This is a genomic window from Trinickia sp., assembly GCF_051961175.1.
Classification (GTDB): domain Bacteria; phylum Pseudomonadota; class Gammaproteobacteria; order Burkholderiales; family Burkholderiaceae; genus Trinickia.
The window spans coordinates 1-16,228 of record NZ_JBQCDN010000320.1 but is presented as its reverse complement, the minus strand read 5'-3'; the positions used below and the strand labels follow the sequence as shown (position 1 = coordinate 16,228).

At 64.7% G+C, this 16,228-nt stretch carries 16 protein-coding genes; 3 read left to right on the top strand and 13 right to left on the bottom strand.

Going from position 1 to position 16,228, the window contains the following annotated elements; translation table 11 throughout:
* From waaC to waaA, 3 genes are all read left to right on the top strand, one after another.
* On the top strand, positions 1 to 897 hold an 897-nt coding region (gene waaC / locus ACTHL0_RS19390), incomplete at its 5' end, for a lipopolysaccharide heptosyltransferase I (RefSeq protein ID WP_440568484.1).
* A 20-nt stretch (positions 898 to 917) separates the two neighbouring features.
* On the top strand, positions 918 to 1,802 hold the full coding sequence (locus tag ACTHL0_RS19385) for a Kdo hydroxylase family protein (RefSeq protein WP_440568483.1): 885 nt from the start codon (positions 918 to 920) through the stop codon (positions 1,800 to 1,802).
* 5 nt (positions 1,803 to 1,807) lie between these two features.
* Positions 1,808 to 3,124, top strand: a complete 1,317-nt coding sequence (gene waaA / locus ACTHL0_RS19380) for a lipid IV(A) 3-deoxy-D-manno-octulosonic acid transferase (protein WP_440568481.1) — start codon at positions 1,808 to 1,810, stop codon at positions 3,122 to 3,124.
* Between the two features lie 24 nt (positions 3,125 to 3,148).
* Here the strand turns inward: waaA and ACTHL0_RS19375 are convergent, their stop codons facing one another.
* The 13 genes from ACTHL0_RS19375 to urtA all read right to left on the bottom strand — a co-directional run bounded on the left by ACTHL0_RS19375 (position 3,149) and on the right by urtA (position 16,151).
* The gene (locus ACTHL0_RS19375; RefSeq protein ID WP_440568480.1) at positions 3,149 to 4,402 is read right to left on the bottom strand and encodes a glycosyltransferase; all 1,254 of its coding nucleotides are present in this window, start codon (positions 4,400 to 4,402) and stop codon (positions 3,149 to 3,151) included.
* A 144-nt stretch (positions 4,403 to 4,546) separates the two neighbouring features.
* Positions 4,547 to 5,167: an urease accessory protein UreG gene (gene ureG, locus ACTHL0_RS19370; RefSeq protein ID WP_440568479.1), complete on the bottom strand. Its 621-nt coding sequence runs from the start codon at positions 5,165 to 5,167 to the stop codon at positions 4,547 to 4,549.
* A gap of 54 nt (positions 5,168 to 5,221) precedes the next feature.
* Entirely contained in the window at positions 5,222 to 5,902 is a 681-nt protein-coding gene (locus ACTHL0_RS19365) for an urease accessory protein UreF (protein ID WP_440568487.1), read from the bottom strand.
* 4 nt (positions 5,903 to 5,906) lie between these two features.
* Positions 5,907 to 6,647, bottom strand: coding sequence for an urease accessory protein UreE (ureE, locus tag ACTHL0_RS19360; protein ID WP_440568478.1), 741 nt, complete (start codon positions 6,645 to 6,647; stop codon positions 5,907 to 5,909).
* 91 nt (positions 6,648 to 6,738) lie between these two features.
* On the bottom strand, positions 6,739 to 8,445 hold the full coding sequence (gene ureC, locus ACTHL0_RS19355; RefSeq protein ID WP_440568477.1) for an urease subunit alpha: 1,707 nt from the start codon (positions 8,443 to 8,445) through the stop codon (positions 6,739 to 6,741).
* 49 nt (positions 8,446 to 8,494) lie between these two features.
* Positions 8,495 to 8,800 carry an urease subunit beta gene (locus tag ACTHL0_RS19350; RefSeq protein ID WP_440568476.1) on the bottom strand — a complete coding sequence of 102 codons (306 nt, stop codon included), beginning with the start codon at positions 8,798 to 8,800 and terminating at the stop codon, positions 8,495 to 8,497.
* Positions 8,801 to 8,813: 13 nt separating this feature from the next.
* A complete protein-coding gene (locus tag ACTHL0_RS19345; protein ID WP_102648250.1) occupies positions 8,814 to 9,116 on the bottom strand; it encodes an urease subunit gamma in 303 nt (100 codons plus the stop codon).
* Between the two features lie 196 nt (positions 9,117 to 9,312).
* A complete protein-coding gene (locus ACTHL0_RS19340; RefSeq protein WP_440568486.1) occupies positions 9,313 to 10,179 on the bottom strand; it encodes an urease accessory protein UreD in 867 nt (288 codons plus the stop codon).
* A 98-nt stretch (positions 10,180 to 10,277) separates the two neighbouring features.
* Positions 10,278 to 10,970: an urea ABC transporter ATP-binding subunit UrtE gene (urtE, locus tag ACTHL0_RS19335; protein WP_440568475.1), complete on the bottom strand. Its 693-nt coding sequence runs from the start codon at positions 10,968 to 10,970 to the stop codon at positions 10,278 to 10,280.
* A gap of 48 nt (positions 10,971 to 11,018) precedes the next feature.
* Positions 11,019 to 11,864: an urea ABC transporter ATP-binding protein UrtD gene (urtD, locus tag ACTHL0_RS19330; protein WP_440568485.1), complete on the bottom strand. Its 846-nt coding sequence runs from the start codon at positions 11,862 to 11,864 to the stop codon at positions 11,019 to 11,021.
* Positions 11,865 to 11,866: 2 nt separating this feature from the next.
* Positions 11,867 to 13,117 (bottom strand): urea ABC transporter permease subunit UrtC, encoded by a 1,251-nt coding sequence (urtC, locus tag ACTHL0_RS19325; RefSeq protein ID WP_440568474.1) that lies wholly within the window; start codon positions 13,115 to 13,117, stop codon positions 11,867 to 11,869.
* The gene (urtB, locus tag ACTHL0_RS19320; RefSeq protein ID WP_440568473.1) at positions 13,114 to 14,736 is read right to left on the bottom strand and encodes an urea ABC transporter permease subunit UrtB; all 1,623 of its coding nucleotides are present in this window, start codon (positions 14,734 to 14,736) and stop codon (positions 13,114 to 13,116) included. Before urtB ends, urtC begins: the two co-directional genes overlap by 4 nt.
* Before the next feature lie 116 nt (positions 14,737 to 14,852).
* The gene (gene urtA / locus ACTHL0_RS19315; RefSeq protein ID WP_440568472.1) at positions 14,853 to 16,151 is read right to left on the bottom strand and encodes an urea ABC transporter substrate-binding protein; all 1,299 of its coding nucleotides are present in this window, start codon (positions 16,149 to 16,151) and stop codon (positions 14,853 to 14,855) included.
* Positions 16,152 to 16,228 lie beyond the last annotated feature (77 nt).

Here is a 16,228-nt window from a genome sequence, read left to right as displayed (position 1 = left end):
TTCGAGTGGCGCTTCGAAGAATGGTGCGCCGTTATCGCCCCGCTGGTGCTGGGCCTGCGCCGCGCGAGTCCGTTACCGTTGCGCCGCTGGCGCACGCGGCCGTTCTCTCCGTCGACATGGCGTGAGGTGAGGGCGTTCCGGCATGCATTGGCGGCCGAGCACTACGATCTCGTCATCGATTGCCAGGGGCTCATCAAGACGGCCTGGGGGGCGAGCTGGGCCCGCGGGCCGCTCGCGGGGCTCGGCAATCGCACGGACGGCGCCGGCTACGAATGGCCCGTGCGCTTCTTCTACGACCAGCGCGTGGCGATCGAGCCGCGCACGCATGTCGTCGAACGCACGCGCCAGCTCGTCGCTCAGGCGATCGGTGCACCGGCTCCGCAGCCGACCGACGAGATCGAGTTTGGCCTCGATACGTCGCGCGCCGCGCTCGCGTTGGCGCAGATGGGGCTGAATCTGCCCGTGCCCTATGTCGTGCTGGTGCATGCGACGTCCCGCGCGGATAAACAATGGCCCAATGCGTCGTGGATCGAGCTCGGCCGTGCCTTGGTGGCGCGCGGCGCCTCGCTCGTGCTGCCCTGGGGCAGCGAAGCGGAGCGCGCGACGAGCGAGCGCCTGGCCAAGGAATTCGGCGCAGCGGCGATCGTGCCACCGCGCCTGTCGTTGCCGGCTGTTGTCGGCCTGCTCGATGCCGCGGCGGCGACGGTGGGTGTCGATACGGGTTTGGTGCATATTGCCGCGGCGCTGAAGCGTCCCACGGTCGAGTTGTACAATTTCGCGACCGCATGGCGCACGGGCGGCTATTGGTCGCCCCGCGTCGTCAATCTCGGCACCGCCGGCGATCCGCCGACGCTGCAGCAAGTCAAGACCGCGCTGGCCGGATTCGGCCTGCTGTAACCGCACGCGCTTAGGCCGACATGAAAGAATCGCAAATCCTCGAAGTGAACTGCACGGACTGGTCGGCCTCGGACTTGTCCGTCACGCGCGATACGCTGCGTGTCGCGCTGGAAACGGGCAAGGTCCTGTTCTTCCCCAACCTGCGCTTTGCGATCGAAGGCGGGGAGACGGCGCTGCTCGATCCGGCCCTCGCCGATCCGAATCGCAAGAACATCAGCCTCGATCCGCGCGGCGGTGCGTTGCACGGCGTGGCCGGCGATGCGGTGACGCAGTCGGCCGTGCGCGCGCTCGTCGCCCGCTATCAGACGCAGGCCCGCCTGCTCATCGATCACCTGGTGCCGGAATATGGGGATGCGTTGCGGCCCGCGCCCACGAGCCTGCGCCTCTTGCGCGTGGAAACGCGGCACACGTCCTGGCGCAAGGACGACAGCCGGCTGCATGTCGATGCATTCCCGTCCCGGCCGAACCGGGGCGAGCGGATCCTGCGCGTCTTCGCGAACGTCAATCCGCACGGCGAGCCGCGCGTGTGGCGCGTGGGCGAGCCGTTCGAGCAGGTGGCCCGGCGCTTCTTGCCGAACATCAAGCGGCAACTGCCCGGTTCCGCGTGGCTGCTCAATGCGCTGCACATCACGAAATCGCCGCGCAGTGCATACGATCATTTGATGCTGAACCTGCACGACCGCATGAAGGCTGACCTCGACTATCAAAAGACGTGTCAGCAAGAGACCATCCCGTTCCCGCCCGGCAGCGCGTGGATCTGCTTCTCCGATCAGACATCGCATGCCGCGATGTCGGGCCAATTCATGCTCGAGCAGACGTTTTTCCTGCCGGTGCGCGCCATGGTACAGCCCGAGTGCGCGCCGCTCGGCATCCTCGAGCGGCTGGAAGGCCGCGCGCTGGTTTGATGCCGATGCTGAGGGCCGTTTATCGCGCGTTGTGGTGGATCGTTGCGCCGCTGGCCGTGTTGCGACTCATGATCCGGTCGCGCCGCGAGCGCGGCTATCGCGAGCATATCGGCGAGCGTTTCGGTTTTGCGCGTGGCCGGATGCCGGAGGATGATGCTCCGCTGATCTGGGTGCACGCGGTGTCGGTGGGCGAGACGCGCGCGGCACAGCCGCTGATCGCGGCGCTGATGCAGGCGCGGCCCGACGCGCGGCTGCTCGTCACGCACATGACGCCGAGCGGGCGTGCCACCGGTGTGCAGTTGTTCGGCGATCGCGTCCTGCGCTGCTACTTGCCGTATGACTTGCCGCACGCGGTGCGGCGTTTTTTGCGCGCATGGCGTCCGTCGTTGGGCATCGTCATGGAAACGGAAGTCTGGCCGACGCTGATCGACGAATGCCGCGCAGCCGATGTCCCGCTCGTCTTGACGAACGCACGGATGTCGGCGCGCTCGTTCAAGCGCGCGGCCCGCTTTGGCTCGGCCGGGCGCGAGGTATTCGGTGGCTTTACGCGTGTGCTCGCCCAGAGCCCGTCCGATGGGGAGCGGCTGACGGCGCTCGGGGCGCGCAACGTCGCCGTGCTCGGCAATCTGAAATTCGATATGGCCACCCCGCCCGACATCGTCGCGCGCGGCCGGGCGTGGCGCGCAGCGATCGGCTCGCGCCCTGTCTGGGTGGCGGCGAGTACGCGGGAAGGCGAGGAAGCGCTCGTGCTCGATGCGTTCGCGGCATTGGGGCTTGACGATGCCTTGCTGATCCTCGTGCCGCGTCATCCGCATCGTTTCGACGAAGTCGCTGCGCTGATCGAGCGGCGCGGGCTGTATGCGATGCGGCGCTCGGTGTGGAGTGGGGCACCGCAGGCCGCCGCGGCGGCGGGATCCGTTGCCTCAGCGCCGTTGCCGCGCGATGTGAAGGTACTGCTCGGCGATTCGATGGGTGAGCTCGGGGCGTATTACGCGGCCTCGGATATCGCCTTCATCGGCGGCAGCCTGTTGCCGCTCGGCGGGCAGAATCTGATCGAAGCCTGTGCGGTGGGAGTGCCAGTGCTGATTGGACCGCACGTGTTCAACTTCTCGCAGGCGACGGCCGACGCCGTTGCCGCCGGTGCCGCCGTGCAAGTGGCCGATCCGGCCGATCTGGCGCGTGTGCTCGGCGAGCTGTTTGCCGATAAGTCGCGGCGGGTGGCAATGGCCGCAGCGGCATCGGCCTTCGCCGCGCGCCACCGGGGGGCGACGGGCCGAACGGTGGCGGTGCTCGAAGCGTTGCTGCCGCAGCCGGAGGCTTAGCCGGCGGGGCTTACCCGTCGATGCTCAGCTGGGACTGGGAATACGTTCGAGCACCAACGCCGCCTTCGGGTGGTGGCGGGCCTTCAAGACGTTGCCGAGACAAGCCGCCAGCCTGTCTTTGCTCGCGTCGATGCCATAGTGCTGCGCGCGAGCGCGGGCTGTTGCCCCCATCGCTTCACGCAGCGGCTCGCTGGTGAGAATCCGTCCCATGGCATCCGCCATGGTCTGTACGTCGCCGATGGGCACGAGGATACCGGCGCGCCCGTGGTCGAGAATGTCTCGCGGGCCGGTCGGGCAGTCCGTCGAAACGATCGGCTTGCCGTGCGCGAGCGCTTCGAGCAGGCCCATCGGCAGGCCCTCGTTGCGAGAACTGAGGATAAACAGGCTGGCGCCGGCGATCAGTGCATGGGGGTTGTCGACGTGCCCAAGGAAATGCGTGCGTTCGGCGATCCCGAGCGATCCCGCGCACGCTTCGAGTTCTTGCCGGAAGGCGCCGTCGCCGACAATGACGAGGTGTTCGGCGATGGGCTTCTCTTGCAGCAGCCGGGCGTAGGCATGGAGCAAGGTCCGGTGATCCTTCTGGAGCTCATCGAGGCGCGCCACCGAGACGATATAGGGCGCCGCCACCGGGCTGCCCGGTGCGGTGGGTTCATTCGCGCGCGCGCGGATAGCGTCGACGTCGATCGCGTTCGGCAGCAGAAACGGAGGCGGCAGATCGTGACCGAACAGGAGCGGTGCCTCGTCGGCCATTTGCTGGTTCAGCGCGATCACGCGGTCGTAGTCGCGCAATTGGCGCGACAAGCGGCGCACTTTGCGCGGGCGATGGCCGAAGCGGGCGTTGAAGCTGAAATGGCTGACCGCCACTGAAGCAATGTCGAAATCGCGCACCCATCGGCGCAGCGACATATCGAAGTCGATCAGCACATCATGCCGGCGTACGAGGGCGGCAAGACGCCTGCGCACATAGGGGTGGACCGCCGCGGTATTGAATACGTCGCGGCAGACGCGCCCGACCTTGCCCAGGCGGCCGGCGTAGCGGCGCGCTTCGAGCCGGGTGAGCCACGCGCGATCGGCGAGGACTTCCACTTTGACGTCGGCCGGCACCCGCGCGCGAAAATGGTGCTCGAATGACGGCGAAGAAAACATCACGGAAAGCGTGACGTCGAAGCGGTCACGGTCGAAGATCCGGAGCCACTGCATGAGCGCCGATTCGATGCCCCCCTTATTGAAGCCGACGATATGTAGAAGGACTGCGACGCGTTTCTGCGAATGGCTCATGGTCGATATGCGAGATCTTGCGCGGCCTACCGCCGAAGTGACGGGTGGCGCTGTTGATGTGCGCAGGAGTCTAGCATTACGCGTCGGAATGAGACAGCGAGGGGGTGGCGCAGGCTGTGAGGCCACAGCGCGGGCTTCCCCGCGCTAGCTGGCGAATAACCCCTTGCGCTCGATGAAGGCAATGACTTCCGCCAACCCGCTTTGCGTCTTCAGATTGCACATGACGAACGGACGCTCGCCGCGCATCGTCTTCGCATCGGCGGCCATGATGTCGAGATTGGCGCCTACGTGCGGGGCCAGGTCGGTCTTGTTGATGACGAGCAGATCCGACTTCGTAATGCCAGGGCCGCCCTTGCGCGGGATCTTCTCGCCGCCGGCCACGTCGATGACGTAGATCGTCAAATCCGACAACTCGGGGCTGAACGTCGCTGCGAGGTTGTCGCCGCCCGATTCGATAAAGACGATGTCCGCATCCGGAAACCGCTTCAGCATCCGATCGACGGCTTCGAGGTTGATCGAGGCGTCTTCGCGAATCGCCGTATGCGGGCAGCCGCCCGTTTCGACGCCCATGATCCGTTCGGGGGCGAGCGCGCCGGCTACCGTCAACAGCCGCTGATCTTCCTTCGTATAGATGTCGTTCGTGATGGCGACGAGATCGTAGCGATCACGCATGGCTTTACACAGCATCTCGAGCAGCGTCGTCTTGCCTGAGCCGACGGGGCCGCCTACACCGACGCGTAGCGGCGGCAACTTCTTGGTTCTCATCGGTCGATTTCCTTACGAATCCATTCAATTCAATTCAATTCAAGCCAACTTGACTTACGAACGGAAAAGGCGCGAATACTGCGCCTCGTGCCGCGCGGAAAGCACGCCCAGCAGGGGCGAGAATGTGTTGATGCGCTCGGGCGGCGTGGCGAGTGCGCACGCGACTGCTTCGTCGATCACTGCCCGCGCCGCCACCAAAATACGCTGTCCGGCGAGCTGGCCGAGGGGCACGGCTTTGATGGCCGCCGCTACCTGATTCTCGGCCCAGGCGAACGCATAGGCAGCCAGCGCGGCGTCTATCGTTACCTCATGCGTCCAGGCCGCGAAAGCGAACGCCGTCGGCTGCGAGAGCGGTGTCAGCGAATCGAGCGTGGCGCGCCGTGCCGTCTCTCCCCATTCGAGCGACAACGCAAGCTGCTTCAGCGACCATCCCATCTGCTCGGTTTCGCGCCGCAGCTCTGAGGCTTCACGGCTCGCCAGGAATTGCGCGTCGGCCGCAGCGAGCGCATCGGCGTCATGCCGCTCCCAGCGTGCGAATTGATGTGCGATGAACGGCAACTCGCCGCGTGCGAGGACATGCAGCAACCCGTCTTCGATCCACGCACGCGCGGTATCCCCATCGCCGATCCATTGCGCTTCGACCGCCGCTTCCAGCCCTTGCGAATAGCTGAACGCGCCGATCGGCAAAGCCGGAGAGGCGAGGTGCAAGAGGGCCGTCAGTTCGGCAATGCGCATGGGTTCAGTGCGAGTGAGGGTGATCGTGCCCGCAGCTGTTGCAGCCGTCGTGGCTGTGATCGTGCTCATGCCCATGCCCATGCCGATGGTCATGGTCATGGTCATGGTCATGGTCATGCGCGTGGTGGTGTCCATGCCCGCACTCATGCCCATGCGTATGCTTGTGCCCGTGCCCGTGCGTATGTTCCTGCCCATGCGTATGCCCGTGCCCGTCATCATGCTGATGGCCGTGATGTTGCTCGAACACCTGCTGCGCGAGCGCGTAGTCTTCGGCGAACGTCTCGTCGTGGCCGTGGCGATGACCGCCGCCGTAGGCACCGGCCTCCGGTTGAAACGGCAGCGTCGCCCGCTCCACCCGCGCACCCAAGCGCGTCAGCATCGCTTCGAGCACAGGGTCCGCCTCGAGTTTCAAGTAGTCGACGCCGATTTCCACCGGCGTATGGCGATTGCCAAGGTGATAGGCAGCGCGCGTGAGCGTCAACGTGTCGGGCGCGCGCACGACGAGCACCGATTCGGCCGCGGCGATCACGCGCACGAGCGCGCCATCCTCGGCCACGAGCACATCGCCATCCGCGAGGATCGTCCCGCGCGGCATGACGAGCCCGACTTCTTCGCCCGTATCGAGCGTGGCGGCAAACCGGCTCTTGCAGCGCGCGCCGTAGGCAAGCGTGAGGGTAGGCGCGCGCGCGACGAGGGAAGCCGCGAGCTTCGCGGGAGGGGCAATTCGTTTGTCGATCGTTCGCATCGGAAAATGATTCGGAGAACGGAAGGATCCCTAAGCAGGCCTAAGCATCCGCTCGGTGAGCACTCGTTCTGAAATTCGAAAATTCAAAAATTCAAAACAGAAAATACCGCTGCGCCATCGGCAGCACCGCGGCCGGCTCGCAGGTCAGCAATTGGCCGTCGGCCACGACCTCGTACGTTTCCGGATCGACGCTGATCGAAGGCTGCCACGCGTTGTGAACCATATCCGCCTTGGTGACGTTGCGGCAACCGCGCACGGGCACGACGCGCTTTTGGAGCCCATAGCGCTCGGCGATCCCCGCATCGGCCGCCATCTGCGAGACGAACGTCAGCGAGGTGCGCGCCAGCGCCGCACCGCGCGTCGCGAACATCTCGCGATAGTGCACGGGCTGCGGTGTCGGAATCGACGCATTCGGATCACCCATTTGCGCCAGCGCGATCATGCCACCCTTGAGAATCAGCGTGGGCTTCACGCCGAAGAACGCAGGCTCCCAAAACACCAGATCGGCCCACTTGCCCGCTTCGATCGAACCGACTTCATGCGCGATCCCGTGCGTGAGCGCCGGATTGATCGTGTATTTCGCGACGTAGCGCTTCGCCCGAAAGTTGTCGTTGCGGCTGCTATCCTGCGGCAGCGCGCCCCGCTGCACCTTCATCTTGTGCGCGGTTTGCCATGTGCGGATGACGACTTCACCCACGCGCCCCATGGCCTGTGAATCCGACGAGAGCATCGAAAGCGCGCCGAGATCGTGCAGGATGTCTTCGGCTGCGATCGTCTCGCGGCGGATGCGCGATTCGGCGAATGCGAGATCTTCAGCAATCGACGCATCGAGGTGATGGCACACCATCAGCATGTCGAGATGTTCGTCGAGCGTGTTGATCGTGTACGGGCGGGTCGGGTTCGTCGACGAGGGCAGCACGTTCGCCTCGCCGCATACCTTGATGATGTCGGGTGCGTGGCCGCCGCCGGCGCCTTCCGTGTGATACGTATGAATCGTGCGCCCTTTGAAGGCCGCCACTGTCGCTTCGACGAACCCCGCTTCGTTCAATGTATCGGTGTGGATCGCCACCTGCGTATCGGTGGCATCGGCCACGGTCAGACAATTGTCGATGGCAGCCGGCGTCGAGCCCCAATCCTCATGCAGTTTCAGGCCGATGGCGCCAGCGGCGATCTGCTCGGTAAGCGGTTCGGGCAAGCTCGTGTTGCCTTTGCCGAGGAAGCCGAGATTCATCGGCCAGCCATCGGCGGCCTGCAGCATCCGCTCGGGATGCCACGGGCCCGGCGTACACGTCGTCGCGTTGGTGCCCGTCGCCGGTCCCGTGCCGCCGCCGAGCATCGTCGTGACGCCCGAAGCCAGTGCTTCTTCGATCTGCTGCGGGCAGATGAAGTGGATGTGCGTGTCGACACCGCCCGCCGTGACGATCAATCCCTCGCCCGCGATGATTTCGGTGGCTGCGCCGATGGCAATGGTCACGCCCGGTTGAATATCGGGGTTGCCCGCTTTGCCGATCGCGGCGATGCGCCCGTTCTTGATCGCGATATCGGCTTTGACGATGCCCCAGTGATCGAGAATCACCGCGTTCGTCACGACGGTATCGGCCACATCGCGCGCGTTGCGCTGCGATTGCCCCATGCCGTCGCGGATGACCTTGCCGCCGCCGAACTTCACTTCTTCTCCGTAGATGGTGAAGTCGCGCTCGATTTCGATCGTGAGTTCGGTATCGGCAAGCCGAATGCGGTCGCCCGTCGTCGGTCCGAACATTTCCGCGTAGGCGCGGCGGCTGATGCGTGCTGTCATGACGATTGGGTGTCCTGAATATTGATCTTTGACGCCGTGCGGGGGACGCTCAGAGCGGCCCCATGACCTTGCCGTTGAAGCCGTAGACGACGCGTGCGCCCGCCAGTGCGACCAGCTCGACCGTGCGCGATTGCCCGGGCTCGAAGCGCACGGCGGTGCCGGCGGCGATGTTCAGCCGAAAGCCGCGCGCCTGCTCGCGATCGAAGGACAAGGCCGTGTTGGCTTCGTAAAAATGATAGTGGGAGCCGATTTGCACGGGGCGGTCGCCGGTATTGGCGACGGTGAGCGTGCGCGTCTCGCGGCCCGCGTTCAGTTCGATGTCGCCGTCTTCGGTCAGGATTTCGCCGGGGATCATGATGGGCGTCGCTTTAGGGAATCGGATGGTGAACCGTGACGAGCTTCGTGCCGTCCGGGAACGTCGCCTCGATTTGAATCTCGGGAATCATTTCGGGCACGCCTTCCATGACGTCGTCGCGCGTGAGCAACGTCGTGCCGTAGTGCATGACTTCGGCTACGGTCTTGCCGTCGCGCGCCGCTTCCATCAGTGCGGCGGAAATGAAGGCAACCGCTTCGGGATGGTTCAGCTTCAAGCCGCGTGCGCGGCGTCGTTCGGCAAGCAAGGCGGCGGTGAACACCAGCAGCTTGTCTTTTTCTCGGGGCGTCAGTTTCATGGCGCGCGGCGCTCACACGTAATATCGAAGAAAGAGGGGACGGCCATCCGTTCGGGGCCATTCCTGCAGGGCCGAAGCGCGCTTATCGTAGCACCGGCTTGCCGTGCGCGGGAACGTTTCCTGTCGGACTTTACGGAGTCCTCGACAACGGCGAGCCGCTTGGCGATACAAGGCATATCGGACAAGTGCGATCGGATCAGGTACTCCATAGCCGCAGCGCGCGTGCATCCACGCCGTGCACGATCGGGCGCAGCGTCTCCCAGCACTGCATGAGCATGTGCTGCAGCGCCTCCATGGAGTGCGCCAGCGCCCGCACGACGAGTACGCCCGGCGTCACGCAGGAGGCCCCCGCCCGCAGGCCTTCGTCGAACGTCAATCGTTGCGTCAGTGTTTCGGCGAGGGTGTCGTCGCAAGCGGGGCTCACGGCCCAGAGCGTCCCGTAAGCGGGATATCCGCCGAGCCCCTGGCGCGCGAGACGAAGCGCATCGTCGGCGGTCAGCTCGGCATGCTCGAACCAAAGCAGATTGCCCGATTCGCCCACGATACGAGCCGTGCTCGACAGCGCGCCGGCACGCCACTGCTCGCCCGCGGCGATGCGGCCCAACTGCGTCGCATCCCAGCCGATGGCCGTCGCACCTTCGGCCAGCGCCAACGTGAAGTCGAGCGCCATGCGTGCGCCGTCGAACACGATATTGTTCTGCGGCAACCAATCGAGCTTCGCATCGGCGGCCAGGGCGATATCGATCCGCTGGCGTGCGAGGCGCCCGTTCGACTTGTACCACTTTGCCGCGCCGGGGGTGGTCAGCACGGCATGCGTGCCCGCGCCCAGCGACACGTCCAGCGTCAACGCGTCGCCGCCGGCGATCCCACCGGGCGGATGGACGATCACGGCATGGCAGATCGCTTCGCCCTCGGGGTAGAGCGGCTTTTGCACGCGTAGCGGCCCTTTGTGCAAGCGATGCGTCAGCGTGGTGCGCGCGCCATGCCGGCCGAAACCGAGCGCGAGGCTCGCTTGCCAGCCGTCGGGACTGCCGGAGCCACGCTCGGCATCGGGTGCAGCCATGACGGGCGTTTGAACGTCGGATACGTAAGAAGACATGAAAAGCGTCGGGCGTGCGGGACACGCGCATGAGAATGGAGGCGAGCATAGCACCGGCCACGTCAGACGGCGATCATCTCGCGAATGCCATGCGCATCCATGTCGCTGCCGGCGCCGCCCGCGACGATCTCTCCGCGCCGCATGACCCAGTAGTGATCGGCGAGTGCCTTGGCGAAGTCATAGTATTGCTCGACGAGCAGCACCGTCATGCCCGTTTCGTCGACGAGCTTGCGCAGTGTTCTGCCGATCTCCTGAATGATCGAAGGCTGGATACCTTCGGTCGGTTCGTCGAGGATCAAGAGGCTGGGCTCGCTCATCAATGCACGGCCGATCGCGAGCTGCTGCTGTTGTCCGCCCGACAAATCCCCGCCTCGGCGCTTGCGCATCTGTTCGAGCACCGGAAAGAGCGTATAGATGCGCTCCGGCACCTGTGAGACGCCACGCTTGCTGGCCGCGCCGACGAGCAGATTTTCTTCGACGGTCAGGCGCGCAAAAATCTCTCGGCCTTGCGGAACGTAGGCGATGCCGCGCGCCACGCGTGCCGGCGGCGCCAGTGCATCGAGCGTCTGCCCGCGCCAGGCGATCGTGCCGCTTTTAGCGCGCACGACACCCATGAGGCAGCGCATCAACGTCGTCTTGCCGACGCCGTTGCGGCCGAGCAGGACGGTCAGCGAACCTTGCGGCACGTGCATCGTGACGTCGCGCAAGATATGGCTGCCGCCGTAAAACTGATTGAGTCCGGTCACGTCGAGCATCGAGCTGTCCTGGGGGGCGGGTCGGGTGTTGAGGGAGGGTCGATCCGCTCAGCGGCCGAGATACGATTCGATGACGGCTTCGTCGCGCTTCACTTCGTCGAGCGTGCCTTGCGCAAGGACGCGGCCTTCCGCCATGACGGTGACGCGGCCATGCTCACCGGCGAGCGCGGCGACAAATTCCATATCGTGTTCGACGACGATCATCGAACACGTGCCGCGCAGCCGGTCGAGCAACGCGGCGAGCGCCATGGTCTCGTCATCGGTCATGCCGGCCGCGGGCTCGTCGAGTAACAGCAACGCCGGCTGCTGCATCAGCAACATGCCGATCTCGAGGCGCTGCTTCTGCCCGTGCGACAGTTCGGCGGCGGCTCGCCAAGCTTCTTCTTCGAGGCCGATCGTGGCAAGCGTTTCTTCGATTCGCGCCAGCGCGGTGCCCGTGAGCCGTGCACGCAAGGTGGCATACCAGCGCTTGTCGGCCTTCATCGCGAGTTCGAGGTTTTCCCAAACGGGAAGCTGCTCGAAGACGGTCGGCTTCTGGAACTTGCGGCCGATGCCGGCCTGTGCGATCGATGGCTCATCCATGCGGGTGAGATCGAGGGTCTGGCCGAGGAACACGCGGCCTTGATCGGGGCGTGTGCGGCCCGTGATGACGTCCATCATCGTCGTCTTGCCCGCGCCGTTCGGCCCGATCACGCAGCGTAATTCGCCGGCATCGAGCGTCAGCGACAGGCTGTTCAGCGCGCGGAATCCGTCGAAGCTCACCGTCACGTCCTCCAGATACAGGATCGTGCCGTGCGTCACGTCGATAGCGCCTGGCGTCACCAGATGCGCCATGGGCGCGTCCCCTGCCGGCGGATCGTTACGCACGGCGGTTTCATCAGGAATGCCGATCATCGTCATTTGCGCGCGCTCCTTGCAAAGAGCGTGGCTGCCAAACCGGCGAGCCCGCGCGGCAGTGCCAACGGCACGACGACGAACAACGCACCGAGGAAGAAGAGCCAGTACTCGGGAAGATAGGCCGTAAATACGCTGCGCGCCGCATTGACGGTGAAGGCCCCGGCGATCGGCCCGAGCAGCGTGCCGCGGCCGCCGACGGCCACCCAGATCGCCATTTCGATCGAGCTGGCCGGCGACATCTCGTTGGGATTGATGATGCCGACTTGCGGCACGTACAACGCACCGGCGATCGCGCAGAGCATGGCCGAGAGGGTCCAGACGAACAGCTTGTAGGCGAGCGGGCTATAGCCGAGAAACATCAAGCGCGTTTCGCTGTCGCGCATGGCTGTGACGATGCGGCCCAGCTTCGAGGTGACGATCGCGCGTGCGGCGACGAAGGCGAGCACGAGCGCGGCGAACGTCAGCAAGAAGAGCGTGACGCGCGTATAGGGATGCGTGATCGAAAATCCCGCGATGCGCTTGAAATCGGTGAAGCCGTTATTGCCGCCGAAGCCCGTTTCGTTGCGATAGAAGAGCAGCATCGCCGCGTACGTGAGGGCCTGCGTGATGATCGATAGATAGACGCCTTGCACACGGGAGCGGAACGCAAAGAAGCCGAACGTCCAGGCAAGCAATGCGGGCACGACCAATACGAGCGCCAGCGCATACCAAAGATGTTCGGTGCCATGCCAGAACCAGGGGAGGGCGTGCCAGTTCAGAAACACCATGAAGTCGGGCAAATCGCTGCCATAGACGCCGTCGTGCCCGATCGAGCGCATGAGATACATGCCGATCCCATAGCCGCCGAGCGCGAAAAACAGGCCATGGCCCAAACTCAAGATGCCGCAATAGCCCCAGACGAGATCGAGTGCGAGCGCCGCGATCGCGTAGCACATGAACTTGCCGCCGATCGTCAGTGCATAGGCGGACAGATGAAAGGTGCTCGATTCGGGCAGCACGAGTGCGGCGATCGGGGCGCCAAGGCCGACGGCCAGCACGAGCGCGAGGAGTGCGGTCCATGCGGGGCGCGACATCAACGGGCGCCGCTCGGGCAATGCAAGCCACGGCCCAACCGTTTGACGAGGCGAGGCGGTGCGAGCGGCATCGGGACGATGCGGCTCGTGCGACAAATCGCGGGCGGCATCGGCGGAGGACAGCGGCGCCTGCGAACCCGCGGCCGAGGGCGTGAAAGTAGGCATCGTGGGCCTCATGCGCTACGACCTTTCAGAGCGAACAAGCCCTGCGGACGCTTTTGAATGAACAGCACGATCAACACGAGGACGGCGATTTTCGCGAGGACGGCGCCCGAGAACGGTTCGACTGCCTTGGTCAGAATGCCGAGCCCGAAGCTGCCGAGCACGGTGCCGGCCAACTGCCCGACACCGCCGAGCACGACGGCCATGAACGAATCGACGATATAGGTTTGGCCCAGATCGGGGCCGACGTTGCCGATCTGCGACAGGGCGCAGCCGCCGAGGCCGGCAATGCCCGCGCCGAAAGCGAAGGCGTAGGTATCGACGAATGCGGTTTTGACGCCGACGCAAGCTGCCATGCCGCGATTTTGCGTGACGGCGCGCACAAAGAGCCCGAGCCGCGTGCGTGTCAGTACGGCCCAGGCGATGGCGACGACGGCCAGCGAGAACGCGAGAATGGCGATCCGGTTGTACGGGAGGATCAGGTTTTGCATGACGGCAACGCCACCCGTCATCCACCCCGGATTGGTGACTTCGACGTTTTGCGCGCCGAAGAGCGTGCGCGTCGCTTGCATCAATACGAGGCTGGCGCCGAAGGTGGTGAGCAATGTTTCGAGCGGCCGGCCATAGAGGCGCTTGAGCACCAATCGCTCCAGCGCAATGCCGACGAGCGCCGCCGCGATGAACGATGCTGGCACGGCGGCGAGCGGGTACCAGTCGAATGCGCCCGGTGCGTAGTGTCGAAAGGCGTTTTGCACGAGGTAGGTGGCATAGGCGCCAATCATGAGGAATTCGCCGTGCGCCATGTTGATGACGCCGATGACGCCGTAGGTGATGGCGAGCCCCAGCGCCGCGAGCAGCAATACGCTACCGAGCGAGATGCCGGCGAAGAGCGTGCCGGCGATCCGGCTGTTGCGTTCGATGGCATCGAGTGCGTCGATGCCGCGTTGCGCGGCGGCGCGAACGCGGGGATCGGGCTCATTGAACGCGCCGTCGGCGCGCTTGGCGACGAGGGGCCGCAGCAGCGGCGAGAGATCCAGATCGCCGCGCGCGGCCACCAATTCAACGGCTTCGAGGCGCTTCGCCGCATCTCGATCGTTGATGGCAGTTGTGGCCCAGAGCACATCGAGACGGCGCTTGAGCGCCGGATCGGTTTCCTTCGCGCGCGCGGCTTCAATGACTGGCTTCATCGAAGGATCGGGATTCGCCAGCAATAGATCGGCGGCTTTTTTTCGTACCTCTATATCGGGGGATGCCAATTGCGCACCCGCGAGCGCATGCGCGATCTTGCTGCGCAGCAGATTGTTGAGCGTGACGGGTTGCGCATCGCCGACCGCAACAAGCTGCCCTGAAAGCGCATCGCGCGCTTGCGTATCGCCGTCGTTCTGCTCGATCAGCAGTGCGCCCGCGTCCGTGGCCAACGCGCGGCCGTCGGCCAGCGCACCGAGCAAAGCGAGGGCGGCCGCATCGGGCTGAGCGGCGAGCGTGTCGATGGCGGTTGCCTTCGCATCGAAGTCGTCGCCGGCCAGCGCGGCGATATCGGTTGATGTCACGGCGAATGCCGAAGACGTGGCACAAGTGGCGAGCGAGCACCCCAGCGAGATGGCGAGTGCAAACCGGCGTAAGGATCGATTCATGAATGGAAGAGCCCTGGAAGCCTCGGAAGCGAAACCGCGCGCGGCCGCAGACGCGAACCAACGCGTCTGGCGGCCATGCTGTGACGAAGCGGGATCCGCTTCAGCGGATCACTCGCTCAGGCGACGCGTCGCCGGCGCAGGAAATCGCCGATCGAGCTGACGACGTCGGGCTTGCTTTCGTTGCCCGCGATAAACGGGCTCCAAGGCTGAGCGCGAACCGGCGCCTTCGTCTTCCACACGATGTTGAATTGGCCATCGCCGCGAATCTCGCCGATCATCACGGGCTTGTGCAGATGATGATTGCCGTCCATGGACAAAGTGAATCCGGAGGGTGCCGCCACCGATTGCCCGATCATCGCCGCGCGTACCTTATCGACATCGGTGCTCTTCGCCTTCTCGACGGCTTGCTTCCACATATGAATGCCGACGAACGTGGCTTCCATCGGATCGTTCGTCACGCGTTTGCTGCCGCCGGGCAGGTTCTGCGATTTGACCCATTCGGCCCACTGCGACTTGAATTTCGCATTGGACGGGCCCTTGACCGACATGAAGTAATTCCAGGCCGCGAGGTGGCCGACGAGCGGCTTCGTATCGATGCCGCGCAATTCCTCTTCGCCGACGGAGAACGCGACGACAGGCGTGTCGGTTGCCTTGATCCCCTGGTTGCCGAGCTCTTTATAGAACGGCACGTTCGAATCGCCGTTGATGGTCGAGACGACGGTGGTTTTGCCGCCTTGCGCGAACGCCTTGATATTGGCGACGATCGTTTGATAGTCGCTATGACCGAACGGCGTGTAGACCTCTTGAATGTCCGAGTCCTTGACGCCCTTGGCGTGCAGGAATGCGCGCAGGATCTTGTTCGTCGTGCGCGGGTAGACGTAGTCGGTGCCGAGCAGGAAGAAGCGCTTGGCACCGCCGCCCTCGGCGCTCATCAGATATTCGACCGCGGGGATGGCCTGTTGATTGGGCGCCGCGCCGGTATAGAAGACGTTGCGCGACATCTCTTCGCCTTCGTATTGAACGGGGTAGTAGAGCAGGCCGTTCAGTTCCTCGAATACAGGCAGCACGGATTTGCGCGAGACGGAGGTCCAGCAGCCGAATACGCAGGCCACCTTGTCTTGCGTCAGGAGTTGGCGAGCCTTTTCGGCGAAGAGCGGCCAATTCGAGGCCGGGTCGACGACGACCGGTTGAATCTGGCGGCCCATGACGCCGCCGTTCTTGTTGATATCGGCGATTGTCATGAGAGCCGTGTCTTTGAGCGACGTCTCCGAAATCGCCATCGTGCCCGAGAGCGAATGCAAGATGCCGACTTTGATCGGCCCGCTGGACGACTCCGCGCGTGCGAATGGCGCTTGCCCTGCCAGCGCAAGCGCGCCGGAGAGCGAACCGAGCTTCAACAAGCTACGACGTTTCATTGTGCTTCCCCTTGCCGGTGCTGAATCAACGTTTATTGGAGTGGACCGGGCGAAACGCGTGCATCGAAAAGACGCAC